Source organism: Delftia sp. PX-1 (genome assembly GCF_055797465.1).
Genome location: NZ_CP184763.1, coordinates 5,010,082 through 5,026,089, shown reverse-complemented (window position 1 = coordinate 5,026,089; position 16,008 = coordinate 5,010,082). Strand labels below are relative to the sequence as shown.

Genomic DNA, 16,008 nt, shown 5'->3' with positions numbered 1-16,008 from the left:
AGATGTCATGAACAGAGGAATGCATGTCATGAACATGTCACAAATCCGGGGCAGACTGCCCGAATCCCCGGCTAGCGGGGTGACTACCGGGTCCTGCCCAGGCCGGGCCCCTGCATCCATGCCCCAGACATTCACGCCGATTCCCGGTGGCGCCTCTGCCGCACCTGCCGAACCAGAACATGAACAGGGAGCGCGTGCCGTGCCCGCAGGGCCGGCTTCGCTGGGCATGGCCCGCCAGACAGCTCCCATACCCGTCTCTGCACCCCTGAATGTCCCGATGATGCCTCTGGCGAAAAGCCTCTCCACCGCCTTGTCGGAGCTGCAGGGCCAGGCCATTGCGGCTTCTGCCTCTGCTTCTTCTGCAAGGCTTCCCGCCCCCGAATACACTGGACTGCACGCCACAGCCGAAAGCGGTGAAGTGCAAGAGCAGCAGCAACAGTTTCTTGACCGTGACCATTGCATCCTGGCCTTCAATGAGCGCGTGCTGGACTGGGCCGTGCGTGAAGATGTGCCGCTGCTGGAGCGTTTGCGCTATCTGTGCATCGTCTCCTCGAATCTCGACGAATGGTTCGAGGTGCGTTGCGCCCCGCATGTGACGGCCGCCAAGGCCGGCGACGCCAAGGGCCTGTACACCCTGCAGAGCTTCCGCTCGCTGATGGACAAGGCGCATGAGCTGGTATTGCGCCAGTACACGCTGTACAACCAGTCGCTGATTCCGGCCTTTGCGGGGCAGGGCATACGCGTGGTATCCCATGGCGAGCGCAGCAGCGCCCAGCGCAAATGGGTGCGCGAGTACTTCCTGCGCGAAGTCCAGCCGCTGCTCATGCCCGTGGGCCTGGACCCATCCCATCCATTCCCCCAGGTGGCCAACAAGGCGCTGAACTTCATCGTGCGCCTCAAAGGTGTCGATGCCTTTGGCCGTGCCAACGAGGTGGCCATCGTCAAGGTGCCGCGTGTCTTGCCGCGCCTGGTGCGCCTGCCCGAGAAGATCGCGGGCAAGCAGCGACTGTTCGTGAGCATCTCCAGCATCGTGCGCGCCCATCTCGTCGAGCTGTTCCCGGGGCGTGAGGTGGCGGAGTTTGCGCAATTCCGTGTCACGCGCCATTCGGACCTGGCTGTGGATGAGGAAGACGTCAGCGACCTGCGCACGGCCCTGCGCCAGGGTCTGCACCATCGCCACTACGGCCAGGCGGTGAGGCTGGAGGTGTCCTTTGCCTGCTCGCCCATGCTGTCCGACCTGCTGCTGGGCCAGTTCGGCCTGCCGACCGAGGCACTGTTCCGCGTCAAGGGGCCCGTGAACCTGGTGCGCCAGTCGCAGCTGGTGGATCTGGTCGATGACCCCGCGCTGCTGTTTCCGCCTTGGCGTCCGGCATGGCCGCGCCAGCTGCAGCCGGGCCGCTCGGTGATGGCCCAGATCCGCAAGCGTGATGTGCTGATCCACCAGCCCTTCGAGAGCTTCGACGGCGTGCTGGAGCTGCTGCGCGAGGCCGTCAACGACCCCGAGGTGCTGGCCATCAAGCAGACCATCTACCGCACGGGATCGGACTCCGAGATCATGCAGTTGCTGGCCGAGGCGGTTCGCCGCGGCAAGGAAGTGCTGGCCGTGCTGGAACTCAAGGCCCGCTTTGACGAAGAGGCCAACATCAACTCCGCCGAAAAGCTGGAGGCCTTAGGCGCCCAGGTGGTCTACGGCGTGCTGGGCCTGAAGACGCACGCCAAGATGCTGCTGATTACCCGGCGCGAAAAGCGCAGCGGCCAGCTCAAGCGCTACGGTCACCTGTCCACCGGCAATTACAACGTGCGCACGGCGCGCCTGTACACGGACATCAGCCAGCTGACCTGCGATGCGCAGATCACGGCCGACATGGATGCCGTGTTCAGCCACCTGTCCAGCCACAACCGCTTGCCCAAGCTGCACCAGCTTGTGATTGCACCGTTCCAGCTGCACGATCGCATGCTGGCGCTGATTGCCCAGGTGGGCGAGGCCGCACAGCGCGGCGAAGAGGCGCGGATTGTGCTGAAGATGAATGCGCTGACTGACGAGTTGCTCATGCAGGCCCTGGTGCGTGCCGGTCAGCAGGGCGCACGCATCGATCTCATCGTGCGCAGCGCCTGCATGCTGCCGCCGCAGCGCAAGGGCTGGACGGACAACATCCGCGTGCGCTCCATCATCGGCCGCTTCCTGGAGCATTCGCGCGTCTTCTACTTCGCCTGGGGCAATCAGCAGGAACTGCTGCTGTCCAGTGCGGACTGGATGAACCGCAACATGATGCGCCGGGTGGAGCTGGCCTGGCCTGTGCGCGATCCGGCGTTGCGCCAGCAGGTGATAGACGAATGTCTTGTCGCCAGCCTGCATGACAACCGCGACGCCTGGACGCTGGAAGCCAATGGCGCCTACCAGCGCGCACCCTATCCGACCACGGGCCTGGGGGCGCAGAACGCCTTGATGGAGCGTTACGGCCCTCGGGCCTGAGCCGCATATCCTGTCAGGGCGCCGCGCGCCTGCCCTGTGCAATCGAAAAGCCCCGCCAACGCATTGCGCTGGCAGGGCTTTTTTGCTTGTCGCTGCGGCAGCCGGAGACGTTCGGCGTTCAGTGCAGATGCAGCTGCAGCGTCCAGGGCGTCTTCTGCCAGGCCACGGCTTCGGTGCGCAGCAACTGGGCGGACTGGGGGTAGCTCCTGGTCCAGCCTTCCGGCACGGTCAGGTGAAAGACGCTGTCCGAGCGGTGCAGGCGCATGCCCTGCAGATCGGGATCGCGCCGGGCGTGGCACAGCTGCACGGCCAGGCGCAGCGCCAGCAATGGCCAGGCCACAGCCCGGTCCTCGATGGCAGCCTCGAGCTTGCGCAGCTTGCCCTGGTGGCCAAGCACCAGCTGGGTGATGCGTTCGCGCAGCTCCACGGGCCAGGTGGCAGCACTGCAGTGTTCGGTGATGTAGGCGCCGTGGCGGTGGTAGGCGCTCAGAGAGATGCGCATGCCGATCTCATGCAGGCTGGCAGCCGTGTCCAGTGCGTGCGTGGCCAGTGCATCGGGCGGCTGCTGCGCCTGCAGCGATTGCCAGGCCCAGCGTGCCACCTTGCGAACACGCAGAGCGTGGGATGTGTCAATGCCGAAGTCCTGTTGCAGCGCCGCGATCTCGGCGGCTTCGCGATCGGCAGGCGGCTCGTGTTCCAGCAGATCGTGCAGCACGCCCTGGCGCAGCGCGCCCTGTGCAACCTCCAGTTCGTCGATGCCCAGCAGGCCCAGGGCGGCCATCAGAATGCTCAGGCCGCCGGCGATGACGGCTCGCCGGTCTTCCTTGAGTCCGGCCAGGCGGATGCGGTCCACATGGCCGGCCTCCATCAGTTGCTCATGCAGCCAGCGCAGGCTGTCGGGCGTGATCAGCCCGCCGGAATATCCGTTGGCAGCCAGGATGTCGCCCACGGCGTTGGCCGTGCCTGACGATGCATAGGCGCAGTCCCAGGCGGTGGCTGGATAGGCCGATACGGTCTGGGTGAGGGCTGCCTGCGCCGCCTTGATGGCGGCCGAGAAGTGCGCGCGCGACAGCGTGCCCCCGCCAAAGAACTGCGTGCTCCAGGCCACGCTGCCTATGGGGTAGGAGGCCACCTGGCGCGCTTCGCCATGCTGGCCGATGATGACTTCGGTAGAGCGCCCGCCAATGTCCACCACCAGACGCCGTTGAGACGACGGCGGCAGCAGGCTGGAGACGCCGCGATAGATCAGCCGGGCCTCTTCCTCGCCCGAGATGACTTCGATGGGAAAGCCCAGCAGGGTGCTGCCTCGCGCGATGAAGACATCGCGGTTGCGGGCCTCGCGCAGGGTCTGTGTGGCCACGGCGCGGACCTGGTCGGCCGCAAAGCCGGCCAGCCGTTCGCCAAAGCGTGCCAGGCAGTCCCAGCCGCGTTGCATGGCTTCGTCAGTCAGTTCATGGCGCTCGTTGAGCCCATTGCCCTGGCGCACGGTTTCCTTGAGGTATTCCACGCGCTCTATGCGCTGGTGGCTGCCGACGCGGCCTATTTCGAGGCGAAAGCTGTTGGACCCGAGGTCAACGGCAGCGAGCAGGGATTCTGGTGCCATGAAAGAAACGCCAATCAAGATTCGTCGAGCACGATTGCACAGCGATGTCCGAGGGGGCAGGGCTGCACCTGTCTGGTGCCTGCTCGTGCGACACACAAGACTAAGACGGAATTGTGACATCGCGATGACCGGGTTCTTACATGGGAAGGCCTGCTGTTTGTGACGCCTTTTTTCCATGTCACATCAATGTCACAAAGCCTTCTTACAGTCCAGCCATCGCATCTTTCAACCCCTAAGAGGTCTGTACATGAAGTTGTCTGTGATTCACATTCTGGTGGCTGGTGCTCTGTCTGCGGGCGGCGTGGGCCAGGCCCTGGCTCAGCAGGAAGCCACCGGCGCAGGCGCCAGCTTCCCGGCTCCGCTGTACTCCAAGTGGGCTGCGGACTACAACAAGGCCACCGGCGTGAAGATCAACTACCAGTCCGTGGGCTCCAGCGCCGGCATCAAGCAGATCGAAGCCAAGACCGTGGACTTCGGCGCCTCCGACGAGCCGCTCAAGGATGAAGAACTGGCCAAGAAGGGTCTGGTGCAATTTCCCACCGTGATCGGCGGCATCGTGCCCGTGGTCAACATCAAGGGCATCCAGCCCGGCCAGCTCAAGCTGACCGGCCAGGTGCTGGGCGACATCTACCTGGGCAAGATCAGCAAGTGGAATGACGAGGCCATCAAGGCCCTGAACCCGGGCGTGAACCTGCCTGATGCCACCATCGCTCCCGTGCGCCGCGCTGACGGCTCGGGCACCACCTTCGGCTTCACCAACTACCTGTCCAAGGTCAATGCCGAGTGGAAGGAAAAGGTTGGCGAAGGCAAGGCCGTGAACTGGCCCACGGGCGCAGGCGGCAAGGGCAACGAAGGCGTGGCCGCCTTCGTGGGTCGCCTGCCCAACTCCATCGGCTACGTCGAGTACGCCTACGTCAAGCAAAACAAGCTGACCTACACCCAGCTGCAGACCGCAGGCGGCACCTTCGTGTCCCCTGATGACGCCACCTTCAAGGCCGCTGCTGCCGGTGCCGACTGGGCCAAGAGCTTCTACCAGATCCTGACCAACCAGCCTGGCAAGGAGGCATGGCCCATCACCTCGGCCACCTTCATCATCATGCACAAGGCCCAGGACAAGCCTGCACAGGCCGCTGCCTCGCTGAAGTTCTTCGAGTGGGCCTACAAGTCCGGCGACAAGACCGCCACCGACCTGGACTACGTGCCCATGCCTGACGCCGTCAAGAACGTGATCTTCCAATCCTGGGGCCAGATCAAGGACACCTCCGGCACTGCCATTTCCCTGAAGTAAACCCTGAAAAGGGGACCATGGCGCACCGCCGGCAGGTGCATCATGGCTCCCCTGATCCCTTCACAAACCGCGAATAAAGGCGCCTCACGTGTCCACAACGTCGCCCTCGAACTCGCTGGCCGCCTCTGCACAGGCTTCCCAGCGACGCACACCTTCTCCGCTACGCCCCCCGATGCTGTCGGGGCGCGTGGCGGATCGCTTGTTTGGCGCTCTCGCGCGTCTGGCCGCGCTGCTGACGCTGGGCCTGCTGCTGGCCATCCTGGCCTCGCTGCTGGTCGGTGCCTGGCCCGCCATCTATGAATACGGCCTGAGTTTCCTCGGCCGCAGTGTCTGGGACCCCGTTCGCAACGAATTCGGCGGCCTGGTCATGATCTACGGCACGCTGGCCACCTCGGCCATCGCTTTGCTGATTGCGGTGCCCGTGAGCTTCGGCATCGCGCTGTTCCTCACCGAGCTGTCGCCGGCCTGGCTCAAGCGCCCGCTGGGCACGGCCGTGGAGCTGCTGGCCGCCGTGCCTTCCATCGTCTACGGCATGTGGGGCCTGATGGTGTTCGGCCCCGTGCTGTCCACCTATGTGCAGCAGCCCCTGCAAAAGCTGTTCCAGGGCGTTCCCTATCTGGAGGCCTTCGTGTCCGGCCCGCCGGTGGGCATCGGCATCCTGTCGGCCGGCATCATCCTGGCCATCATGATCATTCCCTTCATCGCCTCCGTGATGCGCGATGTGTTCGAGGTCACTCCGGCCCTGCTCAAGGAGTCTGCCTATGGCCTGGGTTCCACGACCTGGGAAGTGGTCTGGAAGGTGGTTCTGCCCTACACCAAGACCGGCGTGCTCGGCGGCGTGATGCTGGGCCTGGGCCGTGCATTGGGCGAGACCATGGCCGTGACCTTCGTGATCGGCAACATGAACCAGCTCAACTCGCTGTCGGTCTTCGAGGCTGCCAACAGCATCACCTCGGCCCTGGCCAACGAGTTCGCCGAAGCGGGCGAGGGCCTGCACCAGGCCTCGCTGATCTATCTGGGTCTGGTGCTGTTCTTCATCACCTTCGTGGTGCTGGCTTGCTCCAAGGTCCTGCTCAACCGCCTGCAAAAGAATGAAGGAGCACGCTCGTGAGCAGCACCTCCACCAAGATGATCAATGCCGCCGAGCTGTCGCGCGTGCGCCAGGCCAAGTATGCCCAGCGCAAGCGTGTGAACCAGGTGGCGCTGACCCTGTCCCTGGCTGCCATGGCCTTCGGCGTGTTCTGGCTGATCTGGATTCTGTGGGAGACCATCACCCTGGGCATCGGCGGCCTGAGCCTGGCACTGTTCAGCGAGATGACGCCTCCGCCCAATGAGGCCGGTGGCATTGCCAACGCCATCTTCGGCTCGCTGATCATGGTGGCGCTGGCCACGTTCGTGGGCACGCCCATCGGCGTGATGGCCGGTGTCTACCTGGCCGAATACGATGCGCGTGGCTGGCTGGCCAATACCACACGCTTCGTCAACGACATCCTGCTGTCGGCGCCGTCCATCGTGATCGGCCTGTTCGTCTACACCGTGGTCGTGGCGCGCTTCAAGAGCTTTTCCGGCTATGCGGGCGTGGTGGCGCTGGCGCTGATCGTGATTCCCGTGGTCATCCGCACCACCGAGAACATGCTGGTGCTGGTGCCTGCCAGCCTGCGCGAAGCCGCCTACGCGCTGGGCACGCCCAAGTGGAAGGTCATCATCATGGTGACGCTGCGTGCAGCGCGCGCCGGCGTGATCACCGGCGTGCTGCTGGCCGTGGCCCGCATTGCCGGCGAGACCGCCCCGCTGCTGTTCACGGCGCTGAACAACCAGTTCTGGAATGCCGACCTGTCCAAGCCCATGGCCAGCCTGCCGGTGACCATCTTCAAGTTCGCGATGAGCCCTTACGAGAATTGGCAGCAACTGGCCTGGGCCGGTGTGTTCCTGATCACCGTGGCGGTGCTCGGTCTCAATATCCTGGCGCGTTTCCTGACACGCCAGAAGTAATGCAGCAACAAGCAATCAACCAGGACAAGGATTCCGCAATGACTGCGACCTCTTCCAGCGCGCTGACCTCTTCCAAGCTGACGGTGCGCGACCTGAACTTCTACTACGGCAAGTTCCACGCCTTGAAGGGCATCAACCTGGACATTCCCGAAAAGAAGGTCACGGCTTTCATCGGCCCGTCGGGCTGCGGCAAGTCCACGCTGCTGCGCACCTTCAACCGCATGTTCGAGCTGTATCCCGAGCAGCGCGCCGAAGGCCAGATCTTGCTGGACGGCGAGAACCTGCTGACCAGCAAGCAGGACGTGGCGCTGATCCGTGCCAAGGTCGGCATGGTGTTCCAGAAGCCCACGCCGTTTCCCATGTCCATCTACGACAACATCGCCTTCGGCGTGAAGCTGTTTGAAAACCTCAGCTCCTCCGACATGGACGACCGTGTGGAATGGGCACTGCGCAAGGCGGCCCTGTGGGGCGAGGTCAAGGACAAGCTGCAGCAAAGCGGCTCGGGCCTGTCCGGTGGCCAGCAGCAGCGCCTGTGCATTGCACGCGGCATTGCCATCAAGCCCGAAGTGCTGCTGCTCGACGAGCCCTGCTCGGCCCTGGACCCGATCTCCACGGCCAAGATCGAGGAGCTGATTGCCGAGCTGAAGAACGACTACACCGTCGTCATCGTCACGCACAACATGCAGCAGGCGGCCCGCTGCAGCGACTACACGGCCTACATGTACCTGGGCGACCTGGTGGAATTCGGAGACACCGAGCAGATGTTCTTCAAGCCCCAGCGCAAGGAAACGGAAGACTACATTACCGGCCGCTTCGGCTGAGCAGGAGCCATCGATGACCGAAAAACATCTTTCCAGCCAGTTCGACAGCGAACTCAACCGCGTCTCGGCGCGCGTCATGGAACTCGGCGGCCTGGTCGAGTCCCAGATCCGCCAGGCCGTCTATGCGCTGTCGCGCTTCAGCATCGAGGCCGTGGAGCAGGTCGATGCCGCAGAAAAGCGCGTCAATGCCATGGAAGTGGAGATCGACCACGAACTGTCGTCCATCATTGCCCGGCGCCAGCCCACGGCGCGCGATCTGCGCCTGCTGATCGCCTTCTCCAAGGCCACGGCCAACCTGGAGCGCATGGGCGACGAAGCGCACAAGATGGCGCGCATGGTCAAGTCCATCATCGAAAGCGGCGCCGCACGCTCCCTGCCCACGGGCGACCTGCGCACTGCGGCCGAGATGGCCTCGGGCCTGCTGCGCAAGACGCTGGACGCCTTTGCGCGCCTGGACACCAAGGCGGCCGTGGCCATCCTCAAGGAAGATGACCTGATCGACCAGGAGTTCGACGGCTTCGTGCGCAAGCTCATCACCTACATGATGGAAGACCCGCGCACCATCTCCGCCAGCCTGGACCTGCTGTTCCTGGCCAAGGCCATTGAGCGCATCGGTGACCACTCCAAGAATGTGGCCGAGCTGATCATCTATCTGGTGGAGGGCAAGGATGTCCGCCACCAGACCATGGATGCCATCGAGTCGGCAGTGCTGTAAGTGCCGGAGGCGAACAACGGATGAAGAAGATGCCCATGGTCCTTATCGTCGAGGACGAGCCCGCCATCGCGGAGCTGATCGCTGTCAACCTGCGGCACAACGGCTTCCAGCCGGTCTGGGCCGAGGACGGCGTGACCGCGCAGCGCGAGCTCGATGCCGTGCTGCCCGACGTGATCCTGCTCGACTGGATGCTGCCCGGTGCCAGCGGTCTGGCCCTGGCGCGCAAGTGGCGCGCCGACAGCCGCACCAAGGCCGTGCCCATCCTGATGCTCACGGCGCGCGGCGATGAGCCGGACAAGGTGGCGGGGCTCGATGCGGGTGCCGATGACTACATCACCAAGCCTTTCTCGACCCAGGAGCTGCTGGCGCGCATCCGTGCCGTGCTGCGGCGCCGCGCGCCCGAGCAGATCCAGGACAAGGTCAGCATCGGCGAGCTGGTGCTCGACGCCGCCGCGCACCGCGTGAGCTGGCAGGGCGACATGATCAAGGTGGGCCCCACCGAGTTCAAGCTGCTGCACTATCTGATGAAGCACCCCGAGCGTGTGCACAGCCGTGCCCAGTTGCTGGACAAAGTCTGGGGCGATCACGTCTTCATCGAGGAGCGCACGGTGGACGTCCACGTCAAGCGGCTGCGCGAGGCGCTGGGCATGGCCGGTGCATTGATCGAAACGGTGCGGGGCGCCGGCTACCGGCTCAGCGCGCAGGCGCTGGCCTGAGGCGGTCCTGCGTTCCAATGAATCCACGCATGGCCCCCGCAGGCCATGCCCGGGCGCCGCTGCCCCAGGCAGCGAATACAACGCAAAGAAGGCGCAAGTATGGGTTGGCGAGGTTTTCGCTTGTTGGCGTCCCAGATCGCGGGCGCATTGCTGGGATGGTGGCTGTGGGGCGCCATGGCGGCCTCCAGCCCCGGCATGGCGTCACAGGCCGTGGCGGCCCTGGCGGGTGCGTTGTGCGCGGGCTGGATCTGGTGGCTGGTGGACAGCTGGAACGCCATGCGCCTGCTGTCCTGGCTGCGCCAGTCGGAGCTGCGGGAGGCGCCTGAACTCAGCGGCATCTGGGGAGAAGCCAGCGTGCGCATGCGCCGCTGGCTGCGCCAGAGCGTGCAGCAGGTGCAGCAGGGCGACCAGCGGCTCAATGACATTCTTTCTGCCCTGCAGGCCAGTCCCAACGGCGTGGTCCTGCTGGATGCCGACGGCCGCATCGAATGGTGCAACCAGATCGCGGCGCGCCAGTTCGGCTTCGATGCCGAACGCGACCTGCTGCAAAGCATTGGCAACCTGGTGCGCGACCCCGAGTTCAGCGCCTATTTCGCCACCCAGGATTTCTCGCGCGATCTGGTCATGCAGGGCCGCGAAAGCACGGCCTCGCGCCCCGTCAAGCTGTCGGTGCAACTGTACGGCTATGGCGAAGGGCGCAAGCTGCTGCTGGCGCGCGATGTGACCGCGGTGGAGCAGGCCGAGGCCATGCGCCGTGACTTCGTGGCCAACGTCTCGCATGAAATCCGCACGCCGCTGACCGTGCTCGTGGGCTTTGTCGAGACGCTGCAGAACCTGCCGCTGGAGCCCGAGGAACGCAACCGCTACCTGGGCCTGATGGCCCAGCAGGCCGAGCGCATGCAGCATCTGGTGGAAGACCTGCTGGCGCTGTCGCGCCTGGAGGGCAGTCCGCTGCCCAGCAGCAACGAATGGGTGCCCGTGGCCCAGCTCATGCAGCGCTGCGAAAACGAGGCGCGCGGCCTGTCGTCCATGCTGACGCGCAAGCAATCCCTGCCGCATGCGCTGAGCTTTCCGTCGGCCGAGATGCTGGCGCAGGCCGGCGAGGTGGCCGGCGCCAGCGCCGAACTGCAAAGCGCCTTCTCCAACCTGCTGGCCAACGCCATGCGCTACACACCGGCAGGCGGGCGCATCGACGTCACCTGGGAGACCTTGCCCGATGGATCGGCACGCTTTGCCGTGCAGGACTCCGGGCCAGGGATCGAGCCCAAGCACCTGGCGCGCCTGACGGAACGCTTTTACCGCGTGGACCGCAGCCGTTCGCGCGATACCGGCGGCACGGGCCTGGGCCTGGCCATCGTCAAGCATGTGCTGCAGCGCCATGGTGCCAAGCTGGGCATCACCAGCGCGCCGGGCCAGGGATCGGAGTTTTCGGTGACCTTTCCGGCCAGCCGGGTGCGCATTCCTGCGCCCGAGGCCCGTGACAGCAGCGACAGCCGGGGCAGCCGCGCCGCATAGCGCGCTCTGACGGATGGCCGCTACCCGCTCAGCGGTTTGTGGCCTTGCGTACGACCGCGCTGAACACCACTGCGGTCACCAGCAGCGCACAGGCGCTGCCGGCCCAGAAGGGGGCGGGCGTGCCCGGGTGCAGCCAGGCGGGCAGGACGCTGTCCGTGCCATAGGCCAGCCAGTATCCGCCGGCCAGACCGCCACCCCATAGCAGCAGGCAATAGATGACCAGTGGCGCCACGGTGATGCGGTAGCAGCGCAGCACGAAGATGCAGAAAGTCTGGATGGCGTCCGCCACATGGTAGGCAGCCACCCAGGCCAGCAGGCTGGCGGTGATGGCCACCACCTCGGGGTTGCCGCTGTAGATGCGGGCCAGGCCCTCGCGGGAAAGAAACAGTGCACAGGCCAGCACCAATCCGCCCATTGCCGCCAGTCGCCAGCCCATGGCGACCAGGCGCCGCGCCGTGACCTCGTCGCCGGCGCCGCGCCAGTAGCTGACCCGTGCGCTGGTGGCAATGGCCAGTGACAGAGGCACCATGTAGCACAGCGCCGCAAGGTTGGCGGCGATCTGGTGGCTGGCCGAGGCCAGCGTGCCCTGGCGCGCCACGAACAAGGCCATCAGCGTGAACGATGTCACCTCCACCAGAATCGCCAGTCCCGCCGGAATGCCCAGGCGCGCGAACTGCGCCAGCTGGGGCCAGTCCGGCGGCTCCATGCGCTGCCACAGCGCCAGCGGTGCGTACAGGCGTTGGCTGCGCATCAAAGACAAGGCCAGCGCGACCATGGCGTAGTTCACGATCAGCGTGGCCCAGGCGCAGCCTTCGGCGCCCAAGGCCGGCAGGCCGGCTCCGCCAAAGGCCAGCCAGATGGACAAAGGGATCTTGATCAGCAGCGACACCAGCTGCAGCCAGGTCACCAGCAAGGGGTGGCCCAGCGCCTGGTTGAGCGTGCTGTAGATGCGAAACAGCAGGGCGGCCGGCAGGCTCCAGGCCAGCACCGAGAGATAGGCCCGCACCTGTACCTGCAGCGGCAGCGGAACATCGGCCCAGCGCAGCAGTGCATCGGGAAACAGCAGCACGCCCATGCCCACGGCGCAGGCCGCCAGCAGCATGTACATGGCCTGCCGCAGCGTGCGGCCTATGACCTGGGGCTGTCCGGCGCCGCGGTGCTCGGCCCACAGCGGCAGCAGGGCCTGGAAAATGCCCATCAGCGAGACGTAGACGCTCACGAAGATGGCTGATCCCACGGACAGCGCCGCCAGCGCCTCCTCTGAATAGCGGCCCGCCACGATGGTGTCGGTCACGCCGAAGGCCATCACGGCCAGCTGCCCGGCCAGCACAGTCAAGGCATGCTGGGCAATGGTGCGTCGCTCTGCGCTCAGGGGGGCGTGCGCTGGCAGGTTCATGGCTTGACCTGGACGGGCCTCGCCTCAGGCCTGCGTTTCAAGACCAGAAGGAAGTCCTTGCGGTCGGTGGGGCGTACCACGCGGGCCACGGTCTCCCAGGTGGCCTGCAGGCGTGCGCTGTGAGGATCCAGCCAGGTTTCTTCCTCGGCCACCATCCAGTCGCAGCGCGCGGCACCGGCCATGCTCAGGCGCTGGGTATCGATGTCACCGTAGTAGCGCAGCGCGGCAATGTGGGCGCGCGGCAGGCCATAGGTTTGAACGCAGCTGCCGTCCCTGGGCAGTTCGGCCAGTACCAGGCGCATCTGTGGCTCGAAGCTGCGCGCATGGTCCATCAGCGGCAGCCACAGCGTCATCAGCAGCAGCCAGGCCAGCGTGGCGCCACTGGCGGGCAGCACCAGGCTCTTCCAGATGGCCGCACGGTTGCGCGAGGTGCGCCAGGCCACGAGCACACACCAGGCCAGGGTGGCGGCCACCGCCACGGCGAAGGACAGCACCGAGAATTCCGGCGTGAACTGCGGGGCCAGCCTTGCCACATTGGCGGCGGGCTTGGCGGGAATGCCGGTCTGCAGCGAAAGCCAGATCACCCAGATGGCAATGGCCGCGGCGCTGAAGAACAGCAGGGTGAACCAGTCGATCAGGGCGCTGATGCTGCGGCGCAGCGTGGGCAGGGCAAAGGCCGCCAGCGTGGCGATGGCGGGCAGGCCCAGCAGCAGGGCGCGGTCTGCTGGCAGCGTGCTCAACGAAGCGATCACCGGAATGATGGCAAACCACAGCGGCAGCGCCAGATGGGGATAGCGCCGGGGCGTGGCGATCTGGCGGCGCCAGACCCACAGCGTCCACAGTGCCAGCGGCCAGGCGGGCCAGCTGAACCACAGCAGCAGCCTGACCAGGCTTTGCCATTCCTTGGCAGTGCCGCTGTCCACCACGCGCCAGGCCCACTGGTCCAGCCACCAGGACAGCGCGGCCGCCAAGATCGTCACCGCCAGCCACAGCACGGTCCACAGGCGTGATGCGCGTGGGGCGGGCGTGGCTTCGTCGCCCCAGGTGCGCGAGAAGAAAGCCATGGCGGTACCGCCCAGGCCGAACAGCGTGGCCACGGTCGGCGCGCCGCTCAGTGCCAGGCCGGGCAGGCCCAGCAGCAATGCCAGCGTGGCCGTGCGGCCGTGGTAGGGCATGGCGGCGGCGGCAAAGAACAGCAGGGCCGCGCAGCCCAGCTGGGTCATGTAGCTGGTGGTTTCGTGGGAGAGCTGGGCCAGGCCCAGGCAGGCCACCAGGGCCAGCAACCCTCCGTCGGCCATGGCGCGCGCATAGTCGGTAGGCTGGGCCTCACCGCCAAAGGCAAAGGCCACGGGGCGTGCGCCCGGTGTGCGCGCCAGGTAATACACGCCCCACCAGGTGGCCGCCAGCGTGATCACCAGCATGGCGATGAAGGGCAGGCGTGCTGCCATCTCCGGGTGCAGCCAGGAAGGTGCTCCCTGCATGGCCAGCGCACCGAGCCAGTACGAGAGCAGGCCTTCGGATTCGGGTAGCAGCCCCGCCATGCGCGGTGCCAGCCAGGAGGTATGGCCCAGGGCCAGCTCCCGCATGTAGCCGAAGGCCTCCATGTCGGCCATGCGCCAGGGGCTGCGCCCCACATATCCGGGCACGACGTAGGCCAGGCACAGCAGCAGCAGCGACCAGCGCGGCAGGCGGCGCACGGCGCTTTGGGCAACGATGGCAGGGGTGGGCTGGTTCACTCACAGGACTTTCTGCAACGGAGGGCGCAAGAATACGCGAAGCAAGGGCCTCGAAAAGAATGGGGCATGCCTGGCCGGCATGGATTGGCCGGACTGCGAAAAACAAAAGGGCAGCGCGGTTGCCCGTGCTGCCCTTCTGGCCGGAGAAGCAGGATTTACTTCTTGCCGAAACGGTTGCGGAAGCGCTCCACACGGCCGCCCATGTTGTCCACCGACTTTTGCGTGCCGGTGTAGAAGGGGTGCGACTCGGACGAGGTGTCCAGCTTGAACAGGGGGTAGTCCTTGCCTTCGAAGGTTTCGGTTTCCTTCGTGTTCACGCAGGAGCGGGTCACGAACTTGAAGCCGTTGGACAGGTCCACGAACAGCACTTCGCGGTAGTTGGGGTGGATGCCTTCTTTCATGATCTTTCCTTCTGATGCAAGTGCGGTAGCCGTGCCTGACCCGCTGCAACCTTTGTAGCGGTTCAAATCAAGCGTACTTTCCGCAAGAAAAAGCCCTGCATTATCGCATAGTGCTCAGTTCCGTGCCAAACCCGCAGGCCTGGGGCCCGTGTACGCCGCGCGCGGACGGATGATTTGCCGGGTGGCACGCTGCTCCAGCGCCTGCGCCAGCCAGCCGGCGCAGCGGCCCAGCGCGAACAGACCGAAGGCGCTGCCCGGCGGCAGCTGCAGATGCCGTCGCAGGGCCACCAGCGAGAAATCGACCGAAGGCGCCTGCCCCGTCAGCGCCATCACCTCCTTGGCCAGCATCGTTGCCGGGCCATGCGCCGGCAGCATGTCAAGCAGCAGGGCGGCACGCACGTCGCCATCTGGGTAGAGGTGGTGGCCGAAGCCGGGCAGGGATTCGCCGCGCGCCAGACGCTGGCGCAGGCGGGTGGCGATCTGCTGCTCGCCCACCTCGTCCCACAGCGCTTCCACGCGCGCGGTCGTGCCGCCGTGGCGCCCGCCTGTCAAGGCGGCAAGGCCTCCCACCACGGCAGCGCGCAGGCTTGCGCCCGTGGAGGCCACGCAGCGCGCCGTGAAGCCTGATGCGTTGAGTTCATGGTCGGCGCACAGCACCAGAGCCATGCGCACGAGGTCCGCGCCTGGCGCGTCCAGCTTCCAGGCCCGTGCGCATTGCAGATGGATGGCGGCCTTGTCCGGCACGGTGCCCAGCAGGCAGGCAGCCAGCAGGCGCAACAGCGCACCGCAGCCTGCCGCCAGCCGTTCGGGTGATTGCTGCCAGGCCGCGGTGGCCGTGTCATCGCTGGCGACGGTGAACAGGGGCAGCAATGTGTTTTCGCACGGTTGGCCTGCCATGCGCTGCTGCAGGTCGGACAGCAAAGGCGCGGCCTCCACGGCGTTTGCAGCGAAGGCTGCCTGGGTCGGGCATTGCCACAGGAGGGCGGCTGTCTCCTCCAGCGTGCGGGTTCGCGCCCAATGCACGGCGTCCTCGCCCCGGTAGTACAGGCGGCCCTTTTCTATCAATGTGATCGAGGACTCCAGCACCGGCAGGCCCCAGCTGAGCGCGGCCTGCGCCACTTCGCGCGGCTTGCGGCCCTGGCCGCGCTGGCGTGCGAGCTGCTCGACCTCTTCGCGCAGGTAGCGGCTTTGGCGCGGCGTGTCTGCGGCGTGAGCCTGCAGCAGGCCTCGGCTGACATAGGCGTACAGCGTGGCACGGCTCACGCCCAGCAGCGCGGTGGCCTCGGTGGAGTTCAGGTAGTCGGGCATGGGTCGATCATATGTTGATTAATTGAATCAATATTGACAATATT

13 protein-coding genes are annotated in these 16,008 nt (G+C 65.8%); 8 read left to right on the top strand and 5 right to left on the bottom strand.

Annotation, left to right across the window (positions count from 1 at the left end; all coding sequences use genetic code 11):
• Positions 1-28: 28 nt before the first annotated feature.
• Complete coding sequence (gene ppk1, locus ACN20X_RS23045; protein ID WP_047473911.1) at positions 29-2,473, top strand: polyphosphate kinase 1; 2,445 nt, start codon at positions 29-31, stop codon at positions 2,471-2,473.
• A 118-nt stretch (positions 2,474-2,591) separates the two neighbouring features.
• Here ppk1 and ACN20X_RS23040 read toward each other — a convergent pair whose 3' ends face one another.
• Positions 2,592-4,076: a Ppx/GppA phosphatase family protein gene (locus ACN20X_RS23040; protein ID WP_209671534.1), complete on the bottom strand. Its 1,485-nt coding sequence runs from the start codon at positions 4,074-4,076 to the stop codon at positions 2,592-2,594.
• A gap of 247 nt (positions 4,077-4,323) precedes the next feature.
• On the opposite strand from ACN20X_RS23040, the gene pstS reads away from it, so the two are divergent.
• The 7 genes from pstS to phoR all read left to right on the top strand — a co-directional run bounded on the left by pstS (position 4,324) and on the right by phoR (position 11,123).
• A complete protein-coding gene (pstS, locus tag ACN20X_RS23035; RefSeq protein WP_016447462.1) occupies positions 4,324-5,364 on the top strand; it encodes a phosphate ABC transporter substrate-binding protein PstS in 1,041 nt (346 codons plus the stop codon).
• Positions 5,365-5,536: 172 nt separating this feature from the next.
• On the top strand, positions 5,537-6,475 hold the full coding sequence (pstC, locus tag ACN20X_RS23030; protein WP_016447461.1) for a phosphate ABC transporter permease subunit PstC: 939 nt from the start codon (positions 5,537-5,539) through the stop codon (positions 6,473-6,475).
• Between the two features lie 17 nt (positions 6,476-6,492).
• Positions 6,493-7,356, top strand: a complete 864-nt coding sequence (pstA, locus tag ACN20X_RS23025) for a phosphate ABC transporter permease PstA (RefSeq protein ID WP_034347746.1) — start codon at positions 6,493-6,495, stop codon at positions 7,354-7,356.
• Positions 7,357-7,394: 38 nt separating this feature from the next.
• On the top strand, positions 7,395-8,177 hold the full coding sequence (gene pstB / locus ACN20X_RS23020; protein ID WP_016447459.1) for a phosphate ABC transporter ATP-binding protein PstB: 783 nt from the start codon (positions 7,395-7,397) through the stop codon (positions 8,175-8,177).
• Between the two features lie 13 nt (positions 8,178-8,190).
• Positions 8,191-8,892 (top strand): phosphate signaling complex protein PhoU, encoded by a 702-nt coding sequence (phoU, locus tag ACN20X_RS23015; protein ID WP_016447458.1) that lies wholly within the window; start codon positions 8,191-8,193, stop codon positions 8,890-8,892.
• Positions 8,893-8,912: 20 nt separating this feature from the next.
• Positions 8,913-9,608 (top strand): phosphate regulon transcriptional regulator PhoB, encoded by a 696-nt coding sequence (gene phoB, locus ACN20X_RS23010; protein WP_016447457.1) that lies wholly within the window; start codon positions 8,913-8,915, stop codon positions 9,606-9,608.
• A 120-nt stretch (positions 9,609-9,728) separates the two neighbouring features.
• Positions 9,729-11,123, top strand: a complete 1,395-nt coding sequence (gene phoR / locus ACN20X_RS23005) for a phosphate regulon sensor histidine kinase PhoR (RefSeq protein WP_016447456.1) — start codon at positions 9,729-9,731, stop codon at positions 11,121-11,123.
• A 28-nt stretch (positions 11,124-11,151) separates the two neighbouring features.
• On the opposite strand, the gene ACN20X_RS23000 is transcribed toward phoR, so the two are convergent.
• The 4 genes from ACN20X_RS23000 to ACN20X_RS22985 form a co-directional block, all read right to left on the bottom strand.
• Positions 11,152-12,519: an MATE family efflux transporter gene (locus ACN20X_RS23000; protein ID WP_016451342.1), complete on the bottom strand. Its 1,368-nt coding sequence runs from the start codon at positions 12,517-12,519 to the stop codon at positions 11,152-11,154.
• A complete protein-coding gene (locus ACN20X_RS22995; protein WP_016447454.1) occupies positions 12,516-14,255 on the bottom strand; it encodes a hypothetical protein in 1,740 nt (579 codons plus the stop codon). Before ACN20X_RS22995 ends, ACN20X_RS23000 begins: the two co-directional genes overlap by 4 nt.
• 155 nt (positions 14,256-14,410) lie before the next feature.
• Positions 14,411-14,656 (bottom strand): type B 50S ribosomal protein L31, encoded by a 246-nt coding sequence (locus ACN20X_RS22990; RefSeq protein WP_012206708.1) that lies wholly within the window; start codon positions 14,654-14,656, stop codon positions 14,411-14,413.
• Between the two features lie 114 nt (positions 14,657-14,770).
• A complete protein-coding gene (locus ACN20X_RS22985) occupies positions 14,771-15,964 on the bottom strand; it encodes a citrate/2-methylcitrate synthase (protein WP_473209943.1) in 1,194 nt (397 codons plus the stop codon).
• Between the last annotated feature and the right edge of the window lie 44 nt (positions 15,965-16,008).